The sequence below is a fragment of the Sphaerotilus sp. genome (assembly GCF_013299175.1).
In the GTDB taxonomy this organism is placed as follows: domain Bacteria; phylum Pseudomonadota; class Gammaproteobacteria; order Burkholderiales; family Burkholderiaceae_C; genus Sphaerotilus.
Window position 1 is genome coordinate 17251 of record NZ_JAAFKF010000003.1, and the last position, 17709, is coordinate 34959.

General features: G+C 69.6%; 16 protein-coding genes. 14 read left to right on the forward strand and 2 right to left on the reverse strand.

Translation table 11 applies throughout. From position 1 onward, the window contains the following. Window positions 1–186: 186 nt before the first annotated feature. Window positions 187–990, reverse strand: a complete 804-nt coding sequence (gene flgA / locus QZW52_RS01080) for a flagellar basal body P-ring formation chaperone FlgA (RefSeq protein WP_293994186.1) — start codon at window positions 988–990, stop codon at window positions 187–189. A gap of 182 nt (window positions 991–1172) precedes the next feature. On the opposite strand from flgA, the gene flgB reads away from it, so the two are divergent. The 14 genes from flgB to QZW52_RS01150 all read left to right on the forward strand — a co-directional run bounded on the left by flgB (window position 1173) and on the right by QZW52_RS01150 (window position 16383). Continuing rightward, window positions 1173–1595 (forward strand): flagellar basal body rod protein FlgB, encoded by a 423-nt coding sequence (flgB, locus tag QZW52_RS01085; RefSeq protein ID WP_293994295.1) that lies wholly within the window; start codon window positions 1173–1175, stop codon window positions 1593–1595. Beyond that, on the forward strand, window positions 1595–2002 hold the full coding sequence (gene flgC / locus QZW52_RS01090) for a flagellar basal body rod protein FlgC (protein WP_293994187.1): 408 nt from the start codon (window positions 1595–1597) through the stop codon (window positions 2000–2002). Before flgB ends, flgC begins: the two co-directional genes overlap by 1 nt. A gap of 29 nt (window positions 2003–2031) precedes the next feature. Next, window positions 2032–2709 carry a flagellar hook assembly protein FlgD gene (locus tag QZW52_RS01095; protein WP_293994189.1) on the forward strand — a complete coding sequence of 226 codons (678 nt, stop codon included), beginning with the start codon at window positions 2032–2034 and terminating at the stop codon, window positions 2707–2709. A 79-nt stretch (window positions 2710–2788) separates the two neighbouring features. Further along, window positions 2789–4048 carry a flagellar hook protein FlgE gene (gene flgE / locus QZW52_RS01100; protein ID WP_293994191.1) on the forward strand — a complete coding sequence of 420 codons (1260 nt, stop codon included), beginning with the start codon at window positions 2789–2791 and terminating at the stop codon, window positions 4046–4048. A 19-nt stretch (window positions 4049–4067) separates the two neighbouring features. Beyond that, entirely contained in the window at window positions 4068–4793 is a 726-nt protein-coding gene (gene flgF / locus QZW52_RS01105; protein ID WP_293994193.1) for a flagellar basal-body rod protein FlgF, read from the forward strand. 44 nt (window positions 4794–4837) lie between these two features. Next, window positions 4838–5620 carry a flagellar basal-body rod protein FlgG gene (gene flgG, locus QZW52_RS01110; protein ID WP_293994196.1) on the forward strand — a complete coding sequence of 261 codons (783 nt, stop codon included), beginning with the start codon at window positions 4838–4840 and terminating at the stop codon, window positions 5618–5620. 20 nt (window positions 5621–5640) lie between these two features. After that, window positions 5641–6348, forward strand: a complete 708-nt coding sequence (locus tag QZW52_RS01115; RefSeq protein ID WP_293994198.1) for a flagellar basal body L-ring protein FlgH — start codon at window positions 5641–5643, stop codon at window positions 6346–6348. Window positions 6349–6357: 9 nt separating this feature from the next. Continuing rightward, on the forward strand, window positions 6358–7500 hold the full coding sequence (locus QZW52_RS01120) for a flagellar basal body P-ring protein FlgI (RefSeq protein ID WP_293994297.1): 1143 nt from the start codon (window positions 6358–6360) through the stop codon (window positions 7498–7500). Window positions 7501–7510: 10 nt separating this feature from the next. Then, on the forward strand, window positions 7511–8434 hold the full coding sequence (flgJ, locus tag QZW52_RS01125; RefSeq protein WP_293994201.1) for a flagellar assembly peptidoglycan hydrolase FlgJ: 924 nt from the start codon (window positions 7511–7513) through the stop codon (window positions 8432–8434). A 48-nt stretch (window positions 8435–8482) separates the two neighbouring features. After that, a complete protein-coding gene (flgK, locus tag QZW52_RS01130; RefSeq protein WP_293994203.1) occupies window positions 8483–10162 on the forward strand; it encodes a flagellar hook-associated protein FlgK in 1680 nt (559 codons plus the stop codon). A gap of 24 nt (window positions 10163–10186) precedes the next feature. Continuing rightward, window positions 10187–11425 (forward strand): flagellar hook-associated protein FlgL, encoded by a 1239-nt coding sequence (gene flgL, locus QZW52_RS01135; protein WP_293994206.1) that lies wholly within the window; start codon window positions 10187–10189, stop codon window positions 11423–11425. 8 nt (window positions 11426–11433) lie between these two features. After that, a complete protein-coding gene (locus QZW52_RS01140) occupies window positions 11434–12657 on the forward strand; it encodes an EAL and HDOD domain-containing protein (RefSeq protein WP_293994209.1) in 1224 nt (407 codons plus the stop codon). 41 nt (window positions 12658–12698) lie between these two features. Then, window positions 12699–15632 carry a PAS domain S-box protein gene (locus QZW52_RS01145; protein ID WP_293994212.1) on the forward strand — a complete coding sequence of 978 codons (2934 nt, stop codon included), beginning with the start codon at window positions 12699–12701 and terminating at the stop codon, window positions 15630–15632. Window positions 15633–15762: 130 nt separating this feature from the next. Further along, the gene (locus QZW52_RS01150) at window positions 15763–16383 is read left to right on the forward strand and encodes a response regulator (protein ID WP_293994215.1); all 621 of its coding nucleotides are present in this window, start codon (window positions 15763–15765) and stop codon (window positions 16381–16383) included. Here the strand turns inward: QZW52_RS01150 and QZW52_RS01155 are convergent. Beyond that, entirely contained in the window at window positions 16375–17652 is a 1278-nt protein-coding gene (locus QZW52_RS01155; RefSeq protein WP_293994218.1) for a sensor histidine kinase, read from the reverse strand. The two genes, QZW52_RS01150 and QZW52_RS01155, sit on opposite strands and share 9 nt — an antisense overlap. Window positions 17653–17709: the final 57 nt, after the last annotated feature.

The window sequence follows — 17709 nt, forward strand, 5'->3', positions numbered from 1 at the left end:
CTTCGTTGAGCCTGATATCGGTGGACGCGCTGACCACTTTAGCGGGACGGGGTGTGCCTTCGGTAAATCCTCCCCTGTGTGAGTGGTTTTCGGGCAGATTTGTGCAGATTGACATCGAATTGGCGCGAATCGGGTCGTCTATTTCGGGTTTGAGCGCGCGGTCGGCGTCGCGGCGGACCTTGCGGCTCATGCGCGCACCTCGACCCGGCTGTCCCCGGTCGGCAGCCCGGTGAGCACCTGCCCTGAGCCGACCCGCACGCGCACCGGCTGCCCTTCCATGCCGGCGTTGAGCGCCTGGCCTTCGGTGGACGCCTCGAAGCCTTCGCCCTTGTAGACCAGCGTCACCTTGTCCCCTGCAGCGAACCACTGGCGCACCCGCAGGTTGTCTGTCCGCAGTGCCACGCCCGCGCCCACCGCGTTGACCAGGCGGCGGCCGACCAGCCGGGTCGCGTCGGTGAAAACGGGGGCGTGGCTGCCAGCCACATCGACCTCGGCTACCTGCACGCTGGAAGCGGACAACTCGGCCCCCGCCGCCAGCGCCACGGTGCTGACGACCGCCCGGCGCCAGACCTTGACCTGGACTGGCAAGTAGACGTTCCAGGCCACCGGGCCGCTCGTGCAGCGCAGCCCGACACGGGTGTGGCCCCAGGGCACGGTGCCCACGGGCAGGTACGGCTCGATTTGCTCGCAGGGGGCCAGACGCAGCCGTCCATCCAGCGCACCGGGCACCACCTCGACCCTCGCATCGCCCGTGTCCGCCATGGCCGCCCGCGTCACTTCGATCACGCGGCGTGACCAGGCTGCTGGCAGTCGTGCGCTCTCGGCGGCGGGTTCTGCCCAAGCCGTGGCACTGAGCAGCGCCAGGCTCACCGTCACGGCCAGCGCCACGACCAGTCGCGGTGGTCGTCGGCGAGGGTCGCCCAGTCTGGGCGCAGTGGCCTGTACCGGGCAGGATGGGGTGGATTGGCGGAGCAGAGGCAAGCTGATCATGGCGCCGACTGTAGGAGCGGGCCACAGCCGATCAGGCGACAAGATGGACCCGGCTGTCTGCCCTATTCGTGGGAGTGAGGGGGCACTGGCGCATCAAGAATCGGTTCCGTGCCCCCGGTGCGGGTCTCTTGCGACACCGGAATCCCGTGGTCGAACCCGCTGCCGCTGCTGCCGATACTGCCATGCTGAACCGCCTCTCCGCTGCGCTCGAATTCCAGACCCAGGCCCTGACCCTGCGCTCCGAGCGCCAGCGCCTGATTGCCAGCAACATCGCCAATGCCGATACACCGGGTTACCAGGCCCGCGAGATCGATTTCGGCAAGACACTGCGTCAACTCACCGGATCGCCGGGTGGTGCGATCGGTGCGCCAACCCTGATGGCGGGTACCGACGGACGCCACCTGGCCACGGGTGGCACCTCGGCCGTGATGCGCGACAGCCAACTCCTTTACGCCGCCCCCAGCCAGACCAACCTGGATGCCAACACGGTGGACATGGACCGCGAGCGGGCCAGCTTCGCCGACAACGCGGTCAAGTACGAGGCCGCGCTGCGGTTCATCAACGGCGACCTGCGCACCATGCTCGAAGCCATCAAGGGGCAATGATGTCGATGTTCAACATCTTCCACGTCGCCGGCAGCGCCATCAGCGCCCAGAGCCAGCGCCTCAACACGGTGGCGACCAACCTCGCCAATGCCGACACGGCGGCCGGCCCGGACGGCAAGAGCTTCAAGGCCCGCCAGGTCGTGTTCCAGACCCTGCCGATGGGCGACAACGGCTCGGCCGGCGTCAAGGTGGTGCAGGTCCGCGAGGACACCGCCGAAGGCCGGCGTGTCCACGACCCCGGCAACCCGAATGCCGACGGCAACGGTTACGTCACCTACAGCAACGTCAACCCGGTCGAGGAGATGGTCAACATGATCTCGGCCTCGCGCTCCTACCAGAACAACATCGAAGTGATGAACACCGCCAAGACCCTGCTGCTCAAGACGCTGCAGATGGGTCAAGGCTGAACGCTGCACTGCGCAAGGACTTCCGCCCCATGGCCACCACCACACCCGCCACCGCCGCCGCCGATGCCTCGGCGATCTTCAACCAGCTCAAGACCGGCGCCAGCACCAGCGCGTCCAAGATGCAGGAGGCCTCGGACCAGTTCCTGAAGCTGCTGGTCACGCAGATGCAGAGCCAGGATCCGCTCAACCCGATGGACAACGCCCAGGTCACGAGCCAGATGGCGCAGATCAACACCGTGTCGGGTCTGGGCACGGTCAACGAGAGCATCAAGACGATGTCCTCCCAGCTCCTGCAGATGCAGGCCATGCAGGGCGCCTCGCTGGTCGGCAACTCGGTCGTGGTGCCGGGCAACACGGTCGATGTGCGCAGCGGCGTCGGCGTCGGGCACTTCGAGCTGGCGGGGGCGGCGGATGCCGTCAAGGTCGAGGTGCTGTCGAGCGCCGGGCGGGTGATCGACACGCTGGACATGGGGGCGGAGACCAGTGGCCGCCACAGCTTCAACTGGAAGCCGGCCGATGGCGCGAGCGATGCGGGCGGTTTCCGCTTCCGCGTGACCGCCACCTCGGGCACGGCCAGTGTCGCGACCACTGCCCTGATGCGCGACCAGGTCAGCGCCGTCAGCGCGACCGCTGGCGGGGGCCTCAACTTGCAGCTCCAGCGCGGTGGCACTGTCGCCTACAGCGACGTGCGCGCCTTCGGCGGCTGACCACGGCACTGCGATCCCGTGACCCCGTGATCCCGCGAACCCGTTCCCCCTTCCTCTCATCCGTTCCAGGAGCCTCCCCATGAATTTCCAGCAAGGACTGTCCGGTCTGAACGCCACCAGCAAGAGTCTGGAGGTGACGGGCAACAACATCGCCAATGCGGGCACCTACGGCGCGAAGGCGGGCCGGGCGGAATTTGCCGACCTCTACGCCAACGCCCTGGGCACCACCTCCAACAACAACGTCGGCATCGGCGTGCAGGTGGCGACGGTCACGCAGCAGTTCTCGCAGGGCACCATCGTCTCCACCAGCAACATGATGGACGTGGCCATCAACGGCAACGGTTTCTTTCAGATCAAGGACGGCAACGGCGAGCTGGCGTACTCCCGCAACGGGCAGTTCCAGGTGGACCGGGACGGTTACATCGTCACTTCCAGCGGCCAGCGACTCCAGGGCTACCAGGCCGACGAGGCGGGCACGGTGGCCACGGGCGTGCGCTCCGACTTGAAGCTGTCGCTGACGGGCGTGAAACCCCAGGTGACGGACAGCATCCACATGGCGCTCAACCTGGATTCGCGCGGCAAGGTGACACGGCCGGCCGCCGGCGGCATCGATTTCAAGGATCCGACCACCTACAACAACGCGACCTCGGTCGAGGTGTTCGATCCGCAGGGCAAGCCGGTCAACGTGTCCTACTACTTCCAGAAGGCCGACCGCGACCAGTGGAACGTGTACGCCGAGGTGGGTGACGCGCCGCTCAATGGCACGGCGGCCAATCCCCAGCCCCTGTTGTCCGGGCTGACCTTCGACGCGGGCGGACTCAACCCCAAGGTGGGCGGTGTGCCGCTGGCCAAAACCACGCTGCCCGATATCCCGGCGTCCGACGCCAACGGACTGATCCACGGCATCGTCGCGGACTTCACCCAGTCCACGCAATTCGGCACCGCCTTCAGCGTGAGTTCGGTGAGCCAGAACGGCTTCGCGCCAGGGCAGTTCACGTCCCTGTCGATCGAAGACAACGGCATCGTCACCGCCCGCTACACCAACGGCCTGACCCAGCCCGCCGGCCAGCTCGAACTGGCGAGTTTCCGCAACCCGCAAGGGCTGAAGTCGCTCGGTGGCAATGCCTGGATGAGCACGGTGCAGGCGGGGGATCCGGTCACGGGCGTGCCGGGATCGGGGACGCTGGGCGCCGTGAAGTCAGGGGCGCTGGAGGAATCCAACGTCGATCTGACAGGCGAGCTGGTCAACCTGATGACCTCCCAGCGCCTCTACCAGGCCAACGCCCAGACCATCAAGACGCAGGATTCGGTCCTGCAAACCCTGGTCAGCATGCGCTGAACCGGACGGAGACCTCTGAATGGACCGCCGCATCTACCTCTCGATGTCGGGCGCCAAGGCGACGATGCAGCGCCAGGATGTCCTGGCCAACAATCTCGCCAACGTGTCCACCAACGGCTTCCGCGAGGAGCTGCAGTCCTTCCGTGCCGTGCCGGTGCGGGGCGACGGGGCCTCGACGCGGGCTTACGCACTGGAAACCTCCACTGGCTACAACCCTGCGTCAGGCCATGTCGTGGCCACGGGCCGCAGCCTCGACGTGGCGGCCAAGGGCAACGCCTGGCTGGCCGTGCAGAGCCCGGACGGCACGGAGGCCTATACCCGCGCCGGTTCGCTCGATGTCAACGCCGAGGGCACGCTCGTCACCCGCACCGGCTTGACGGTGGTCGGTGGCGGTGGCCCGATCAGCGTGCCGCCGAACGCCGAGGTGAGCATCGCCAGCGATGGCACGGTCAGCGCCGGTGTGCCGGGGGGCGCGTCGGCCCCGATCGGCAAGCTCAAGCTGGTCACGCCCGAGGCGCCGCTGCAGCGGGGCGAGGACGGCCTGTTCCGTGCCACCTCCGGTGATCTGGACGCCGATCCCGCTGCGCAGGTGCAGGACAACGCGCTGGAAAACTCCAACGTCTCCGCCGTCAGCACGATGGTGGCCATGATCGCGGCGGCGCGGCAGTTCGAGTCCCAGATGAAGTCGGTGCAGACGGCCGAAAAAGACGAGCAGCAGGCCCAGCAACTGCTCTCCGTGGGCTGAACTGACCGGCCCCCATTGAACTTTCTGAACCAGGACTCCCCACCATGATGCGCTCCCTGTGGACCTCGAAGACCGGGATGGAAGCCCAGCAGACCCAACTGGACGTCATCTCGCACAACCTCGCCAACGTCGCCACCAACGGCTACAAGAAGTCGCATGCGGTGTTCGAGGACTTGATGTACCAGAACCTGCGCCAGACCGGCGCGGCCTCCAGCGAGCAGACGCAACTGCCGACGGGCTTGCAGGTTGGCCTGGGTGTTCGCACCGTCGCCACCTCGCGCCAGTTCAGCCAGGGCGGACTGCAGCAGACGACCAACTCGCTGGACGTGGCGGTCAAGGGCAATGGCTTCTTCCAGATCCAGATGCCCGATGGCACGACCGGCTACACCCGCGACGGTGCGTTCCAGCTCAACGCCACGGGCCAGCTCGTCACCAACAACGGCCAGCTCGTGCAGCCCGGCGTGACCATCCCGCCCAACGCCCAGTCGATCACGATCGCGCAGGACGGCAAGGTGACGGTGGCCATGCCCGGACAGGCGGCACCGCAATCGGTGGGGCAGCTCACGCTCGCCTCCTTCGTCAACCCGGCCGGCCTGGAGCCGCGGGGCCAGAACCTCTTCACGGAGACCGCTGCATCAGGCACCCCCGTGGCCGCCGCGCCCGGCTCGGATGGCATGGGCGCGCTCTCGCAAGGCTTTCTCGAAACCTCCAACGTCAACGTGGTGGAGGAGCTGGTCTCGATGATCCAGACCCAGCGCGCCTACGAAATCAACTCCAAGGCCATCACCACGTCGGACCAGATGCTCCAGCGTCTGACGCAACTGTGACCACGGCCATGACCGCGGCCATGACCCGGCGCGCGCCACACGCCCTGCGCTCCGTGCTGGTCCTGGCGGCGGTGGTGGCCTTGTCTGGCTGCCAGCTCATGCCCACGGTGGCCAAGCTCGATCCGCCGCCCGAGCCGGTGCTGCAGCCGACGCTGACATTTCCTGCCCCACCGCCCCGGACGGTCGCCAGCAACGGCGCCATCTACCAGGCGACGCAGTACCGCCCGCTGTTCGAGGACCACCGTGCCCGGCTCGTGGGCGACACGCTGCTGGTGCAGATCGTCGAGCGCGTCAGTGCCAGCGCGCGCTCGTCGAGCAACATCGAGAAGAAGGGCGCCTTGTCGAGCGGCATCAGCGCGATTCCGCTGCTGCCGGTGGCGCTGCTCAACAAGTTCAGCATCGGCGGGGACAGCTCCAACACCTACAGCGGCAAGGGCGGTACCGAGAACAACAACAACTTCAGCGGCACGATCACTGCCATCGTCACCGACGTGCTGCCCAACGGCCACATGATCATCTCGGGCGAGAAGCAGATCGGCGTCAACGACAACGTCGATGTGCTGCGCTTCTCTGGGCAGGTGGACCCGCGCTCGATCCAGCCGGGCAACACGGTGGCATCGGCCCAGATCGCCAACGTCCGCATCGAGCAGCGCAGCCGGGGCGGTCAGGCCGATGCCCAGCAGATCGGCTGGTTCTCGCGGTACTTCCTCAACCTGATGCCGATCTGAGTCATGGCCATGCACCTTCTGAACCACCCTTGTCTGCGCTGGCTGTGGGTCGGCCTGGGCTGTTGCGCGGGGGTGCTGGTCGGTGCTGCCGCGCCGGTGCCAGCGCAAGCGGCCGTGCGGATCAAGGAAGTCGCCAGCGTGCAGGGCGTGCGGCCCAACCAGCTCGTCGGCTATGGCCTGGTCGTCGGTCTGGACGGCACGGGCGACCAGACCACCCAGACCCCCTTCACCACCCAGAGCCTGAACGCGATGCTCCAGCAGCTCGGCGTCACCATCCCGCAGGGCACCGGGATGCAGCTCAAGAACGTCGCCTCCGTCCTGGTCACGGCCACGCTGCCGGCGTTCGCGCAGCCGGGCCAGCCGCTGGACGTGACGGTGTCCTCGCTCGGCAACGCCAAGAGCCTGCGCGGCGGCACGCTGATCGGCACGCCCCTGCGCGGCGCCGACAACCAGATCTACGCGCTGGCGCAGGGCAACCTGATCGTGGCTGGCGCGGGCGTGTCGGCGGGAGGCTCCAAGGTGCAGGTCAACCACCTGCTGGCCGGCCGCATCCCTGGTGGCGCCACCGTGGAGCGCGCCGTCGGCAATCCGCTGGCCCAGGGCGATTCGCTCCAGCTCGACCTCAACAGCAGCGACTTCAACACCGCCCGCGAGGTGGCCAAGGTCATCAACGCCCGCTTTGGCGCTGGCACGGCTGCGGCGCTGGACGGCCGCGTGATCCGTGTGCGGATGCCGCCGACGCCGGACCAGCGCGTGAGCTTCATGGCCGACATCGAGAACCTCTCGCTGGAGCAGGCCGCACCGGCCGCCAAGGTCATCGTCAACGCCCGCACCGGCTCGGTGGTGATGAACCAGGCGGTGACGCTGGGCGCCTGCGCGGTCGCGCACGGCAACCTGTCGGTGTCCATCACCTCCACGCCCGTGGTCAGCCAGCCCGGCCCGCTGTCCAGCGGCCAGACCACCGTGACCGAACGCACCGACATCCGGATGCAGCAGGACGGGGGGGCGCTGGTGCAACTGGCCGCCGGCACCCGACTGACCGATGTGGTCAAGGCGCTGAACTCGCTGGGCGCGTCGCCCGCCGATCTGCTGGCCATCCTGCAGGCGATCAAGGCCGCGGGTGCCCTGACCGCCGAAATCGAAGTGATCTGAGGACATTCCCATGCAACGCCCGTCGTCCACCCAGCAGCTCGCCGCCGGCGGCGCCTCGCTCGACGCACTGCGCAGCGCGGCGGCCCGCAACCCCGCCGACGCGGTCCAGGAGGTGGCGCGCCAGTTCGAGTCCCTGTTCATGCAGGAGCTGATGAAAAGCATGCGTGCCACCACGATGGACAGCGGCATGCTCTCCAACTCCGCCACGGCGATGGGCAGCGACATGCTCGACCAGCAGTACGCGATGCAGTTGTCGGGCCAGCCCGGCGGGCTGGCGTCGGCGATCGCGCGGCAACTGGAGCGGCAGATGGGCGTGGCCCCGGCGGCCGACGCGGTGCCGGGACAGCCGCGTTTTCTGCCGCTGCCCGGCCTGCGCATTCAGCCGGCTGCGGCCGAATCCGAGGCCACCGTGGCCGCGACGCCCTACGGCAGCAACGCCCAGCAGTTCGTCGCCACCCAGGCGCAGGCAGCGGCCAAGGTGTCCGCCGAAAGCGGCATCCCGGCCGATTTCATGCTCGCCCAGGCCGCGCACGAGACCGGCTGGGGACGGCACGAACTCCGCGGCCGTGACGGCAGCAACGCGCACAACCTGTTCGGCATCAAGGCCGGTGCCGGCTGGAGCGGGGCGACCGTCACCGCCACCACCACCGAGGTGATCGACGGCGAGCCGCGCAAGGTGCAGGCACAGTTCCGTGCCTATGCGTCCTACGAAGACAGCTTCCGCGACTACGCCCGGCTGATCGGCAGCAGCCCCCGCTACGCCGCCGCGCGCCGCGCCACCGACGATCCGAGCGCCTTTGCCCGCGAGCTGCAGCGCGCCGGCTACGCGACCGATCCGGACTACGCCGCCAAGCTGACCCGCGTGATCCAGACCACGCAACGTCTGCAACGCGGCCTTGGGCGTGCGGGGTTGTCTGCCGATATACAGGCGTGATCCTCCTCGACAACCCCCAAGCCTCCCCAGCCCTCCAAGCCGATCGCCATGAGCACTAACTCCTTGCTGAACATGGGCGTGCGGGCCATGTTCGCCGCCCAGACCCAACTGAGCACGACCAGCCACAACATCGCCAACGCCTCCGTGGCGGGCTACTCGCGCCAGTCGGCCAAGCTCGCCACGGTGGTCGGACAGGACCTGGGCGTGGGCTACATCGGCGGCGGTGTGGGGGTGGAGACGGTCGAGCGGGCGGCCAACCGCTTCCTTGCCGCCCAGACCAACCAGAGCCAGGCCCAGTCCTCGGCCGACAGCACCCGGCTCGGGATGCTCCACCAGCTCGAAGCCGGTTATCCCCTGGGCGAGCTGGGGCTGGGGCAGGCGGGATCCAGGCTGTTCGCTTCGTTTGGCGATCTGGCCGCGGCACCGAAGGACGCGGCGGTGCGCGAGGTCGTGCTGTCGGCGGTGGAGACCACGGCGTCGCGCTTTCGCAGCACGGGCGAACACCTCGCCAGCCTGCAGACCGCCACGGCACAGCAGCTCGACGATGAAGTCACCACGGTCAACGGCCTGACCGAGCAGATCGCCGGACTCAACCGCCAGCTCATCGGCAGCGGCAGCGCCCATGACCAGCCCAACGACCTGCTCGACCAGCGCGACGCGCTCATCGCCAAGCTCAGCCAGCACATCGACGTCAGCCGCATCGACAACCGCGACCAGAACGGCCAGCCCGACGGCTCGGTGAGCTTGTTCGTCGGTGGTGGCCAGCCGGTGGTGCTGGGTGCGGACAGCCATGCCCTGAAGTCCGTGCCTCAGCCCGGCGCGCCGGACCAGCGCGGCATCGCCATCACGCTGAACGGCCAGGACCGACCGCTGTCGGCCACGTCGCTGGGCGGCGGGGCGATGGCGGGCTTGCTCCAGTTCCAGAACAGCGATCTGGGCAACGCCCGCGCCGAGCTGGGCCTGATGGCCTCCGCCCTGGCCGACAGCCTCAACACCCAGCACGCCAAGGGCACCGACCTCGACGGCGCCGTCGGCCAGTCCTTGCTGCGTGTCGGCGATCCGGTGGCGGTGGCGGCGGCGTCCAACGCCCGCGACAGCAGCGGCGCCTTCCTGGCCAAGGTCAGCGTCAGCCGGGTGGCCGGGCAGGGCGCCCAGCTCCAGGCCAGCGACTACACCCTCCAGCAAGATCCGGCCAACAGCGCCCGTTTCCAGGTGACACGGCTGTCGGATGGCACGGTCTTCTCCGGCTTGAACAATGGTGCCCAGCTCGACGGTTTCACGTTCGATGTCGGCACCCCGGCCCCGGCCGCGCAGGACCGCTTCCTGCTGCAACCGGTGAGCACCGCAGCCCAGACCGCCACCGCCACGCTGACCGACCCGCGCAAGCTGGCGGCGGCGGGTGCCACGGCCGCCGGTTCCGGCAACACCAACGCGCTGGTGATGCAGAACCTCGCCAAGGCCAATACCGTCAACGGCACGACCTTCAGCAACCAGTACGCCCACACGGTGTCGGCGCTGGGGGTGCGGGTGCAGCGGGCCGATGCCGCGTCGCAAGCGTCGGGCGCTCTGGCGACCAGGAACAAGGAACAGCTTGGCTCGGAGACGGGGGTGAACCTGGAGGAGGAAGCGGCCAATCTGCTGCAGTTCCAGCAAAGCTACCAGGCGGCCGCCAAGGTGCTGGTGACGGCCCAGAAGCTGTTCGACACGATGCTGTCGGTCATGAATTGACGTTGATTTGTACTGGAGATTCCCATGCCCCGCGTAGCTTCCGCCCTCAGCCAGCAGACCGGCCTGGACGCCTTGATGCACCGCCAGCAGGAGCTGACCCGCACCCAGGCACGCCTGGTCAGTGGCAAGCGCATCGACCGCGCCAGCGATGACCCGGCCGGCGCCGCCCGTGCCGAGCGCGCACTGGCCGACCAGACCCGCAGCGAGGGCCTGCTGCGCACGGTCGGCGCCAGCCGCAACGCCATGTCCCTGGCCGAATCGTCGATCGGCAGCGCGGTGGATCTGCTGCAGACCGCCCGTGAAACGGTGGTCGAGGCGGGCAACGGGGCGCGCAATCCGGCCGATCTGGCCCTGCTGGCCGACCGCCTGAAGCAGGTCCGTGGCCAGTTGATGACGGTGGCGAACACCGACAACGGCGCGGGGCATTTTGTCTTCGGCGGGCAGGGCAGCGACCGCCTGCCGTTCGTGGACACCGGCGCTGGCGTCACCTACCAGGGCCACACCGGGACCGCGGACGGTTCGCTGTCCGAGGAGCTGCCGCTGGCGGTCGATGGCGATGCGCTCTGGCTGAAGGCGCGCAGTGGCAACGGCGTGTTCGAGACCAGCCGCCAGGTGGGGGCGACCAGCTCGGCCTGGATCGGCGCCGGTCAGGTCAGCGATCCGGCGGCGCTGACCCTGGCGGACGGGCAGCACTACGCCGTCACCTTCGACACCGCCACGCGCTACAGCGTCCACCTCGTGGCCAGCGATGGCAGCAGCACGCCCATGCCCGATGCCGCCAGCAACACCCACGATTACGTCTCGGGCACGCCCGTCGCTGGCCTGCCGGGCATGTCGGTGAGCGTCTCGGGCCAGGCCGCGGCCGGCGATACCTTCACCATCGCGCCGTCCAGCCCGGACCTGAGCGTCTTCGATGCGCTGGACCGGGTGATCAGCGTGCTGGGGGCCGCGACCACCACCGCGTCCAGCACCGGCAACCAGGCGCAGGCCCTCAACCACGGCCTGCGCGACCTCGACCAGGTGCTCGGCAACCTGCAGAAGGGCCGCTCCCACGCGGGCGAAACCCTGAACCGCATCGATGGCATCGACGAACGCACCCAGGGTCGTGTCCTGAACGACAAGTCCACCCGGTCCGAGGCCGAAGACCTGGACATGGCCCAGGGCATCTCCGAGTTCACGACCCAGCAGACGGCGTACCAGGCCGCGCTCCAGTCGTACTCGATGGTGCGCAAGCTCTCCCTGTTCGACTACATCAGCAACTGACACGGCGCGTGTCCCCCACCATGCAGTCTCCGGATGCTCCTATCCTCGGGCAGGTGGCCCTGAGCTACTGCCCGATCATCGACAGCCAGCGCAACGTGATGGCCACGCGGCTGTCCGTGTTTCCACTGGGACACGCCCGCTGGCTGCCCGTGGGCGAGCTGCTCACCGCCGTCAGCCAGGTCTGGCCGGCCGACGGGCCACAAGTGGTCCTCTCGGTGCGCTGCGAGGGGTTGCTGGCGGACCTGCTGATGGTGCAGCCGACCTCGAACGTGCTGGTCGAGGTGCCGAAATTCATGGCCTGCGATCCCGTCCACCGCGACTCGATCCTCGCGCTGGTGGAGCACGGCACGACGCTGCTGCTGTCCGGGCGGCCGGACCAGCCGCTGCCGCGCGAGCTGCTCGGTGCGTTCAAGTACGCCATCATCGATCTGGCGGACGAGCGGCGCCTCGACGGTGGTCCGGTGCCCGCAGGGGTCAAACGCTCGATCGGCTTCTTCCAGGAAGGCGTGCAGACCATCGAGCAGATGGAGGGGGCGTTCCGGCGTGGTGCGGTGGCGGTGCTGGGCTGGCCGGTGGACGAGAGCGAGGCCGTGCCCGCCGCACGGTCCAGTGCCGCGGCACTGCGGCCGGACTTGAAGGTGACGCTGGAGCTGCTCAACCAGGTCCACCAGGAAGCGCCGCTCAGCCAGATCGAGACCACGCTGAAATTCGACCCGACGCTGGCGTTCCGGCTGATGCGCTACATCAACTCGCCGGTGTTCGGCCTCACGGTGGAGGTCACCTCGTTCTCGCAGGCGGTGATGTTGCTGGGCTACCAGCGGCTCAAGCGGTGGCTGGCCTTGTTGCTGGCCACGGGAGGCAGTGACAAGAACCAGCGGCCGGTGATGTATGCCGCGGTGCGCCGCGGCCTGCTCATGGAGGCGCTGGTGAGCACCCACCCCAGCGGCGAGCACCGCAACGAGATGTTCATCTGCGGCGTGTTCTCTCTGCTCGACCGGATGTTCCAGCGTCCGTTCAGCGAACTGCTGCACACCCTGCCGGTCTCGGACGATGTCTACCAGGCGCTGGTCGAGGAGCGTGGTCCGTACTTCCCGGCGCTCGACCTCGTGCGGACGCTCGAAGGCGGCAGCGGCCACGATGTGCGCGAGAAAGTGGCGCTGCACGGCTTCCAGATGCGCCATGTGAACCGCGCCTTGCTGCACGCGCTGGCCAGCGCCTTCCAGATCGGCTGATTCGGCGGATTCAGGGCGGCCCTGCTGCTTACACTGGCAGCATGAAGCTGCCCCACGCCTTGCTGGACGCGCTGGTCGAGTCGGTGCTGGTCTTCGACGACTCGGCGCGGCTGGTCCATGCCAACCAAGCCGCCTTGCGCCGCCTGCCCTGTGAACCCGGCATGAACCTCGCCGACCTGGGACCGGCACTGGGCCGGCCGCTGCAGGAGCGGCTGCGGGCGGTGCTGGCCGGGGGACGGATCGATGCCCACTTTCCCGCCGGGGCCACGGCCGGGTCTGCGCCGTCGCTGTCGCGGCTGGACAGCGGGCCGTGGGTGCTGTGCCTGCCGCCGGATGGAGGGGGCAGTGCGGCAGCCCCGCGCGTGCCGCTGCCGCTGGTCGAGCGGCCGCTGCGCGAGTGGCGCACGCTGCTGTGGAGTGCGCCGTTTCCGGCCATGCTGCAGGATGCCTCCTTTCGGCTGCTCGATGTCAACGACGCCTTCGTGGCCCTCACCGGGCACCCCCGCGAGGCACTGATCGGCACCGACCCGATCGCCCTGTGCCCCGAGGACGAGCGCCGCATCACCCAGGAAGACCGCGAACGCCTGGGCCGTGAACTGGGTGAAACCACCGGCCCGGCGCTGCGCGAGTCACGCCTCATCGACCGCGACGGGCGCGCGCGCTGGGTGCGCTCGACGCGGTACGCCACCGGTGCAGGGCGCGTGGCCGGGGTCGAGGGTGGCCCGCGGCTGGTGATGACGGTGCTGCAGGAAACCACCTCCGAGCACGCCGCCCGCGAGCAGGCCGAGCGGTTCTCCCGCGAGCTGGACCAGTGGTTCGATCTCAGCCCGATGGGCATGGCGCTGTTCGACGACCGGGGGCTGGTGCTGCGGGCCAACCAGGGCTTCGAGGCACTGGCGGGCGGGCCGCTGGTGGACCTGGGCGAGGCATCGGCGCCACTGCGGGCGCTGCTGCACTGGACACAGGGGGTGATGGCGCAACCGTTGTCGCCCGGTGGCGCCTGGGTCAGCAGCGAAGGCGCGCTGCCGCACGCCGACGGCCGCACGCGCTGGGTGCGGGCGCTGCTGCGCTGCGACGAGGTCCGGGCCGGGCGGCGGCGCTACATGTGCATGCTGGAGGACCGCTCCGCCGAGGACGAGCGCGATCTGGCCCAGGCCCGGGCGGAGCAGTTGCTCGGCGAGCTGTCCACCATCCTCGACAGCTCGCCGGCCGGCATCGCGTCGGTGCGCGGCCACCTCCTGACGCAGTGCAACAGCCGCTTCGAGCGGATGCTGGGACTGGCGCCAGGGGCGGCGGTGGGCCGTGACATCCGCGCCTTGCTGGCCGGCGGTGCGCAGGAGCCGCTCGACCGGCTCGACGCGGTGCTCGACCGGGGCGAGCTGTACGAGACCGAAGTGGTGGTGCAGGACGAGGACGGCGCCTTGCACTGGTACGCCGTCACCATCCGCCGCACCGGCCCGGCCGGCCGCACGCCGCTGGCGATCGTGGTGCTGTCCGAGATCACGCGGCTGAAGACCCAGCAGGCCGAACTGGCCCACCTGGCCCGCGAACACGAGCGCATGGCCGGGGTGCTCGGCCAGCAGGCCGATCGCACGCGGGCGGTGCTGGACTCGGTGCTGGTCGGCATCGTCACGGCCGACGAGCGCGGGCGCATCTCCTGGCTCAACCGCTCGGCCCGCCGCATGTTCAGCGGCGATCTGGGCGACTTCATGGGCCAGCCGCTGCACGCCGTCGCCACTGACGAGGCCGACCACCCGTTTCGCCGGACGGTGCCACTGTTCGGCGAGCTGCGCGACGGCGAGGCGTTGCAGTTCGAGTGCCGGGTCCAGGCGCGCGATGCCCGCACCTTCTGGGTGGTGGGCAACGCGGTGGCGACGCTGGGGCTGCAGGGCGGGCGCGAGATGACCTTCGCGCTGATGGACATCGACCAGCGCCGCCAGGCCGAGGCCCGCATCGCCGAGGCGCAGGCGTCGCTGCAGCGCATCATCGAAGCCGCGCCGATGGCGATCACGGTCTGCGACGCCGCCACCTTGCGCGTGCTGCAGCTCAACCGGGCGGCGGCGGCGCTGTGCGGCGTGTCGGCGGCCGAGGCGGCGGGACGTTCGCTGGTGCAGCTCCACCCGCCGGTGGCGGGGGCGAGCCTGCAGTCGGACATCGACGAGGCGCTGGCGCATCCGCAGGTGGTCACGCCCCGCGAATACCACCTCGAACGCGGCGGTCGCACGGAAGTCTGGGATGCGCGTTTCCTGCTGCTGGCCCGCACCGAGGACCGCTCGGACCAGCACCAGCTCCTGATGGTCTCCACCGACGTGACGACCCAGCGCGCAGCGCAGCGGGCGGAGCTGGAGGCGGCGATCGCGCGGCGCGAGATGCTGGTGCAGGAGGTCCACCACCGCATCAAGAACAACCTGCAGGGCGTGGCCGGGCTGATGCAGCAGGCGGTGGTGCGCTACCCGCAGGTGCAGCCCATCATCGCCGAGGTGGTCGGGCAGGTGCAGGCCATCGCGCAGGTCTACGGGCTGCAGGTGGGCAACACCGGCCTGCTGGCGGTGCGCAACGTCATCGAAGCCATTGCGCAGTCGGTGCAGCGCACCTTCGGTCGGACCATCGAGCTGACCGTCGCGGGCGATCCGGGCTGGCGCTGGCTGCTGCCGGAGGCGGAGTCGATCCCGATCGCGCTGGCGCTGAACGAGCTGTTCACCAACGCGGTCAAGCACAGCCCGGCCGGCGCGGTGGTCGTGTGCCGGCTGTGGCTGGAGCCGGACGGGGTGCGGGTCGAGATCGACAATCCGGGGCGGCTGCCGGCGGATTTCCGGCTCGACCGGCGCCCCGCGACGGTGTCGGGGCTGGGATTGGTGAGTGCCTTGCTGCCCCGGCGCAGCGCCAGCCTCGCCTTCACGCAGCAGGAGGACCGGGTGGTGGCTGCCTTGCGGCTGGCGCCGCCGGTGGTGCGCCGCGCAGACGCAACCCCTTGAGGCGGGGCGGTACCGCGCTGCGCCGACCTGCGAGACAATCGGAGGACGGCCGCTCCCGCATCTTTTCTGCTTCTTTCAACCCCGGCCGCAAGGAAGTACCACGGTGACTGACACGTCCGCAATGTCCGCAATGCCGGCCGCCCCTCGGCGCGGGCGCATCCTGGTGGTGGACGATGACCGCCTGGTGCTGGCCACGGTCGTGCATGGGCTGACCCACGCGGGCTTCGAGATCCTCGACGCCGACAACGGCGACGACGCCATCCTGCTGGCCCGCCAGCACCGGCCGGACCTGGCGCTGCTGGACATCCGCATGGACGGCATGAGCGGCTACGACGTGGCGCACTACCTGCGCGAGGCGCTGCAGATCCCGTTCATGTTCCTGTCGGCCTTCTCGGACGAGGCGACGCTGGTGCGCATCCGGGCGCTGGGGGCGCTGGCGCTGCTGGTCAAGCCGCTGGACATGGCCCAACTGGTGCCGGCGGTGGCAGCGGCGCTTGACTCGGTGGCGGTCTCGCACCACGCCGAGGTGCCCGCACCAGCCCAGGTGCCGGTCCAGGCGCCTGCTGCCGTGGTGCTGGCCATGCCGGTCGCCATGGCCGTGGGCATCGTCATGCACCGCTTCTCGCTGGCCCGCGGGCCGGCGCTGGCGCGGCTGCAGCGGCTGTCGGCGCAGGAGGGGCGTGGCCTGGAGCAGACCTGCACGGCGATGGTCGAGGCGCTGGAACAGCTTGCGCTGCCCGGCTCACTCTGACCAGGCCGAGTCGGTCGCGCTGCCCAGCGTGAAGTAGAAGCGTGCGCCTTCGTTGACTGCCGCCTCGGCGCGGATGTCGCCGCCGTGCCGGCGGACGATGCGGCGCACCGAGGCCAGCCCGATGCCGGTGCCCGGAAACTCGGTGGCGCCGTGCAGCCGCTGGAAGGCACCGAACAGCTTGCCGGCAAAGCGCATGTCGAAGCCGGCGCCGTTGTCGCGGAGACAGAACTCGGTGTGCCCGTCGGCCGTGCGGGTGGCGGTGAAGTCGATGCGCGTCACCTCGCGGCGCGAGGCGTATTTCCAAGCGTTGCCCAGCAGGTTGTCCAGCACCGAGCGCAGCAGGACCGCGTCGCCCTGCGCGCACAGGCCCGGTGCGATGTGGATGTCCGTCTTGCGCTCGGGCGACTGCGCACACAGCTCGGACACCACCTGCGCGGCCAGCGCCGACAGGTCCACCGGCCCCCGCTCGATCGTCTGCGTCGAGAGCCGCGACAAGGCCAGCAGCGAGTCGATCATGCTGTTCATGCGCGTGGCGGCGCCGAGCACGCGCTCCAGGTGGTCGTTGCCGACGCGGTCGAGCAGGTGGCCGTAGTCCTCGCGGACGATGCGGGTGAAGCCTTCGATGACGCGGATGGGCGCGCGCAGGTCGTGCGAGACGGTGTAGACGATGGCTGCGCGGTCGTCATCGGCCTCCGGCTTGGGGGCCGGTAGTGCGGGCGCGTGGGGGCGCGCAGGGTTTGGAACCGGGGCAGGGGTCTGGATCGGGTTCGGGTTCGACGGCGGCATCCACAGCAGGGTGCAGTCGCCCGGCAGCTCCAGGGACTGCACACCGCTGTCCCCGCCACGGCTGCGCTGGAGCAGCTCCTGCACCATGCAGGCCAGGGCGGGCGTGCCGGCGGCGGGCAGCGTGGCCTGTGCCGCGGCGTTGCAGGCCAGCGGCTGCGGCGCGGCGTCGCTGGTGCGGACCAGCAGCGCGGGGCCGGGCAATCCGCGCAGCAGCCGTGTCTGCAGCGCCAGCGACTGTGCCGTGGTGAACCGCAGGCCATCGGGCGTGGCTTCTCGGCGTGGGTGGCCAGGCCGCCACAACCAGCCCACCACCCCGAGGCTGCTCGCCAGCAGCGCGGCCGCCCCGCCCAGGCGGCCCAGGCTGGTGGACGGGCTCACCGACTGCGCCAGCCACTGGCCCGACACCAGCAGCGCCAACGCCGCCAGACACAGCAGGACGGCGCGTACCGCAGGGGGCAGTCCAGACGCAAGGGGTGACAACATGTCAACGATTGTAGGGACAGGTTTCCTGTGGTCCGGTGGCTGTCGCAAGCAGGGGAA

What these genes read in the sequence shown, in the direction of transcription:
- flgA (WP_293994186.1), bottom strand. Translation starts at nt 990, where the DNA reads ATGATCAGCTTGCCTCTGCTCCGCCAATCCACCCCATCCTGCCCGGTA.
- flgB (WP_293994295.1), top strand. Translation starts at nt 1,173, where the DNA reads ATGCTGAACCGCCTCTCCGCTGCGCTCGAATTCCAGACCCAGGCCCTG.
- flgC (WP_293994187.1), top strand. Translation starts at nt 1,595, where the DNA reads ATGTCGATGTTCAACATCTTCCACGTCGCCGGCAGCGCCATCAGCGCC.
- QZW52_RS01095 (WP_293994189.1), top strand. Translation starts at nt 2,032, where the DNA reads ATGGCCACCACCACACCCGCCACCGCCGCCGCCGATGCCTCGGCGATC.
- flgE (WP_293994191.1), top strand. Translation starts at nt 2,789, where the DNA reads ATGAATTTCCAGCAAGGACTGTCCGGTCTGAACGCCACCAGCAAGAGT.
- flgF (WP_293994193.1), top strand. Translation starts at nt 4,068, where the DNA reads ATGGACCGCCGCATCTACCTCTCGATGTCGGGCGCCAAGGCGACGATG.
- flgG (WP_293994196.1), top strand. Translation starts at nt 4,838, where the DNA reads ATGATGCGCTCCCTGTGGACCTCGAAGACCGGGATGGAAGCCCAGCAG.
- QZW52_RS01115 (WP_293994198.1), top strand. Translation starts at nt 5,641, where the DNA reads ATGACCCGGCGCGCGCCACACGCCCTGCGCTCCGTGCTGGTCCTGGCG.
- QZW52_RS01120 (WP_293994297.1), top strand. Translation starts at nt 6,358, where the DNA reads ATGCACCTTCTGAACCACCCTTGTCTGCGCTGGCTGTGGGTCGGCCTG.
- flgJ (WP_293994201.1), top strand. Translation starts at nt 7,511, where the DNA reads ATGCAACGCCCGTCGTCCACCCAGCAGCTCGCCGCCGGCGGCGCCTCG.
- flgK (WP_293994203.1), top strand. Translation starts at nt 8,483, where the DNA reads ATGAGCACTAACTCCTTGCTGAACATGGGCGTGCGGGCCATGTTCGCC.
- flgL (WP_293994206.1), top strand. Translation starts at nt 10,187, where the DNA reads ATGCCCCGCGTAGCTTCCGCCCTCAGCCAGCAGACCGGCCTGGACGCC.
- QZW52_RS01145 (WP_293994212.1), top strand. Translation starts at nt 12,699, where the DNA reads ATGAAGCTGCCCCACGCCTTGCTGGACGCGCTGGTCGAGTCGGTGCTG.
- QZW52_RS01150 (WP_293994215.1), top strand. Translation starts at nt 15,763, where the DNA reads ATGCCGGCCGCCCCTCGGCGCGGGCGCATCCTGGTGGTGGACGATGAC.
- QZW52_RS01155 (WP_293994218.1), bottom strand. Translation starts at nt 17,652, where the DNA reads ATGTTGTCACCCCTTGCGTCTGGACTGCCCCCTGCGGTACGCGCCGTC.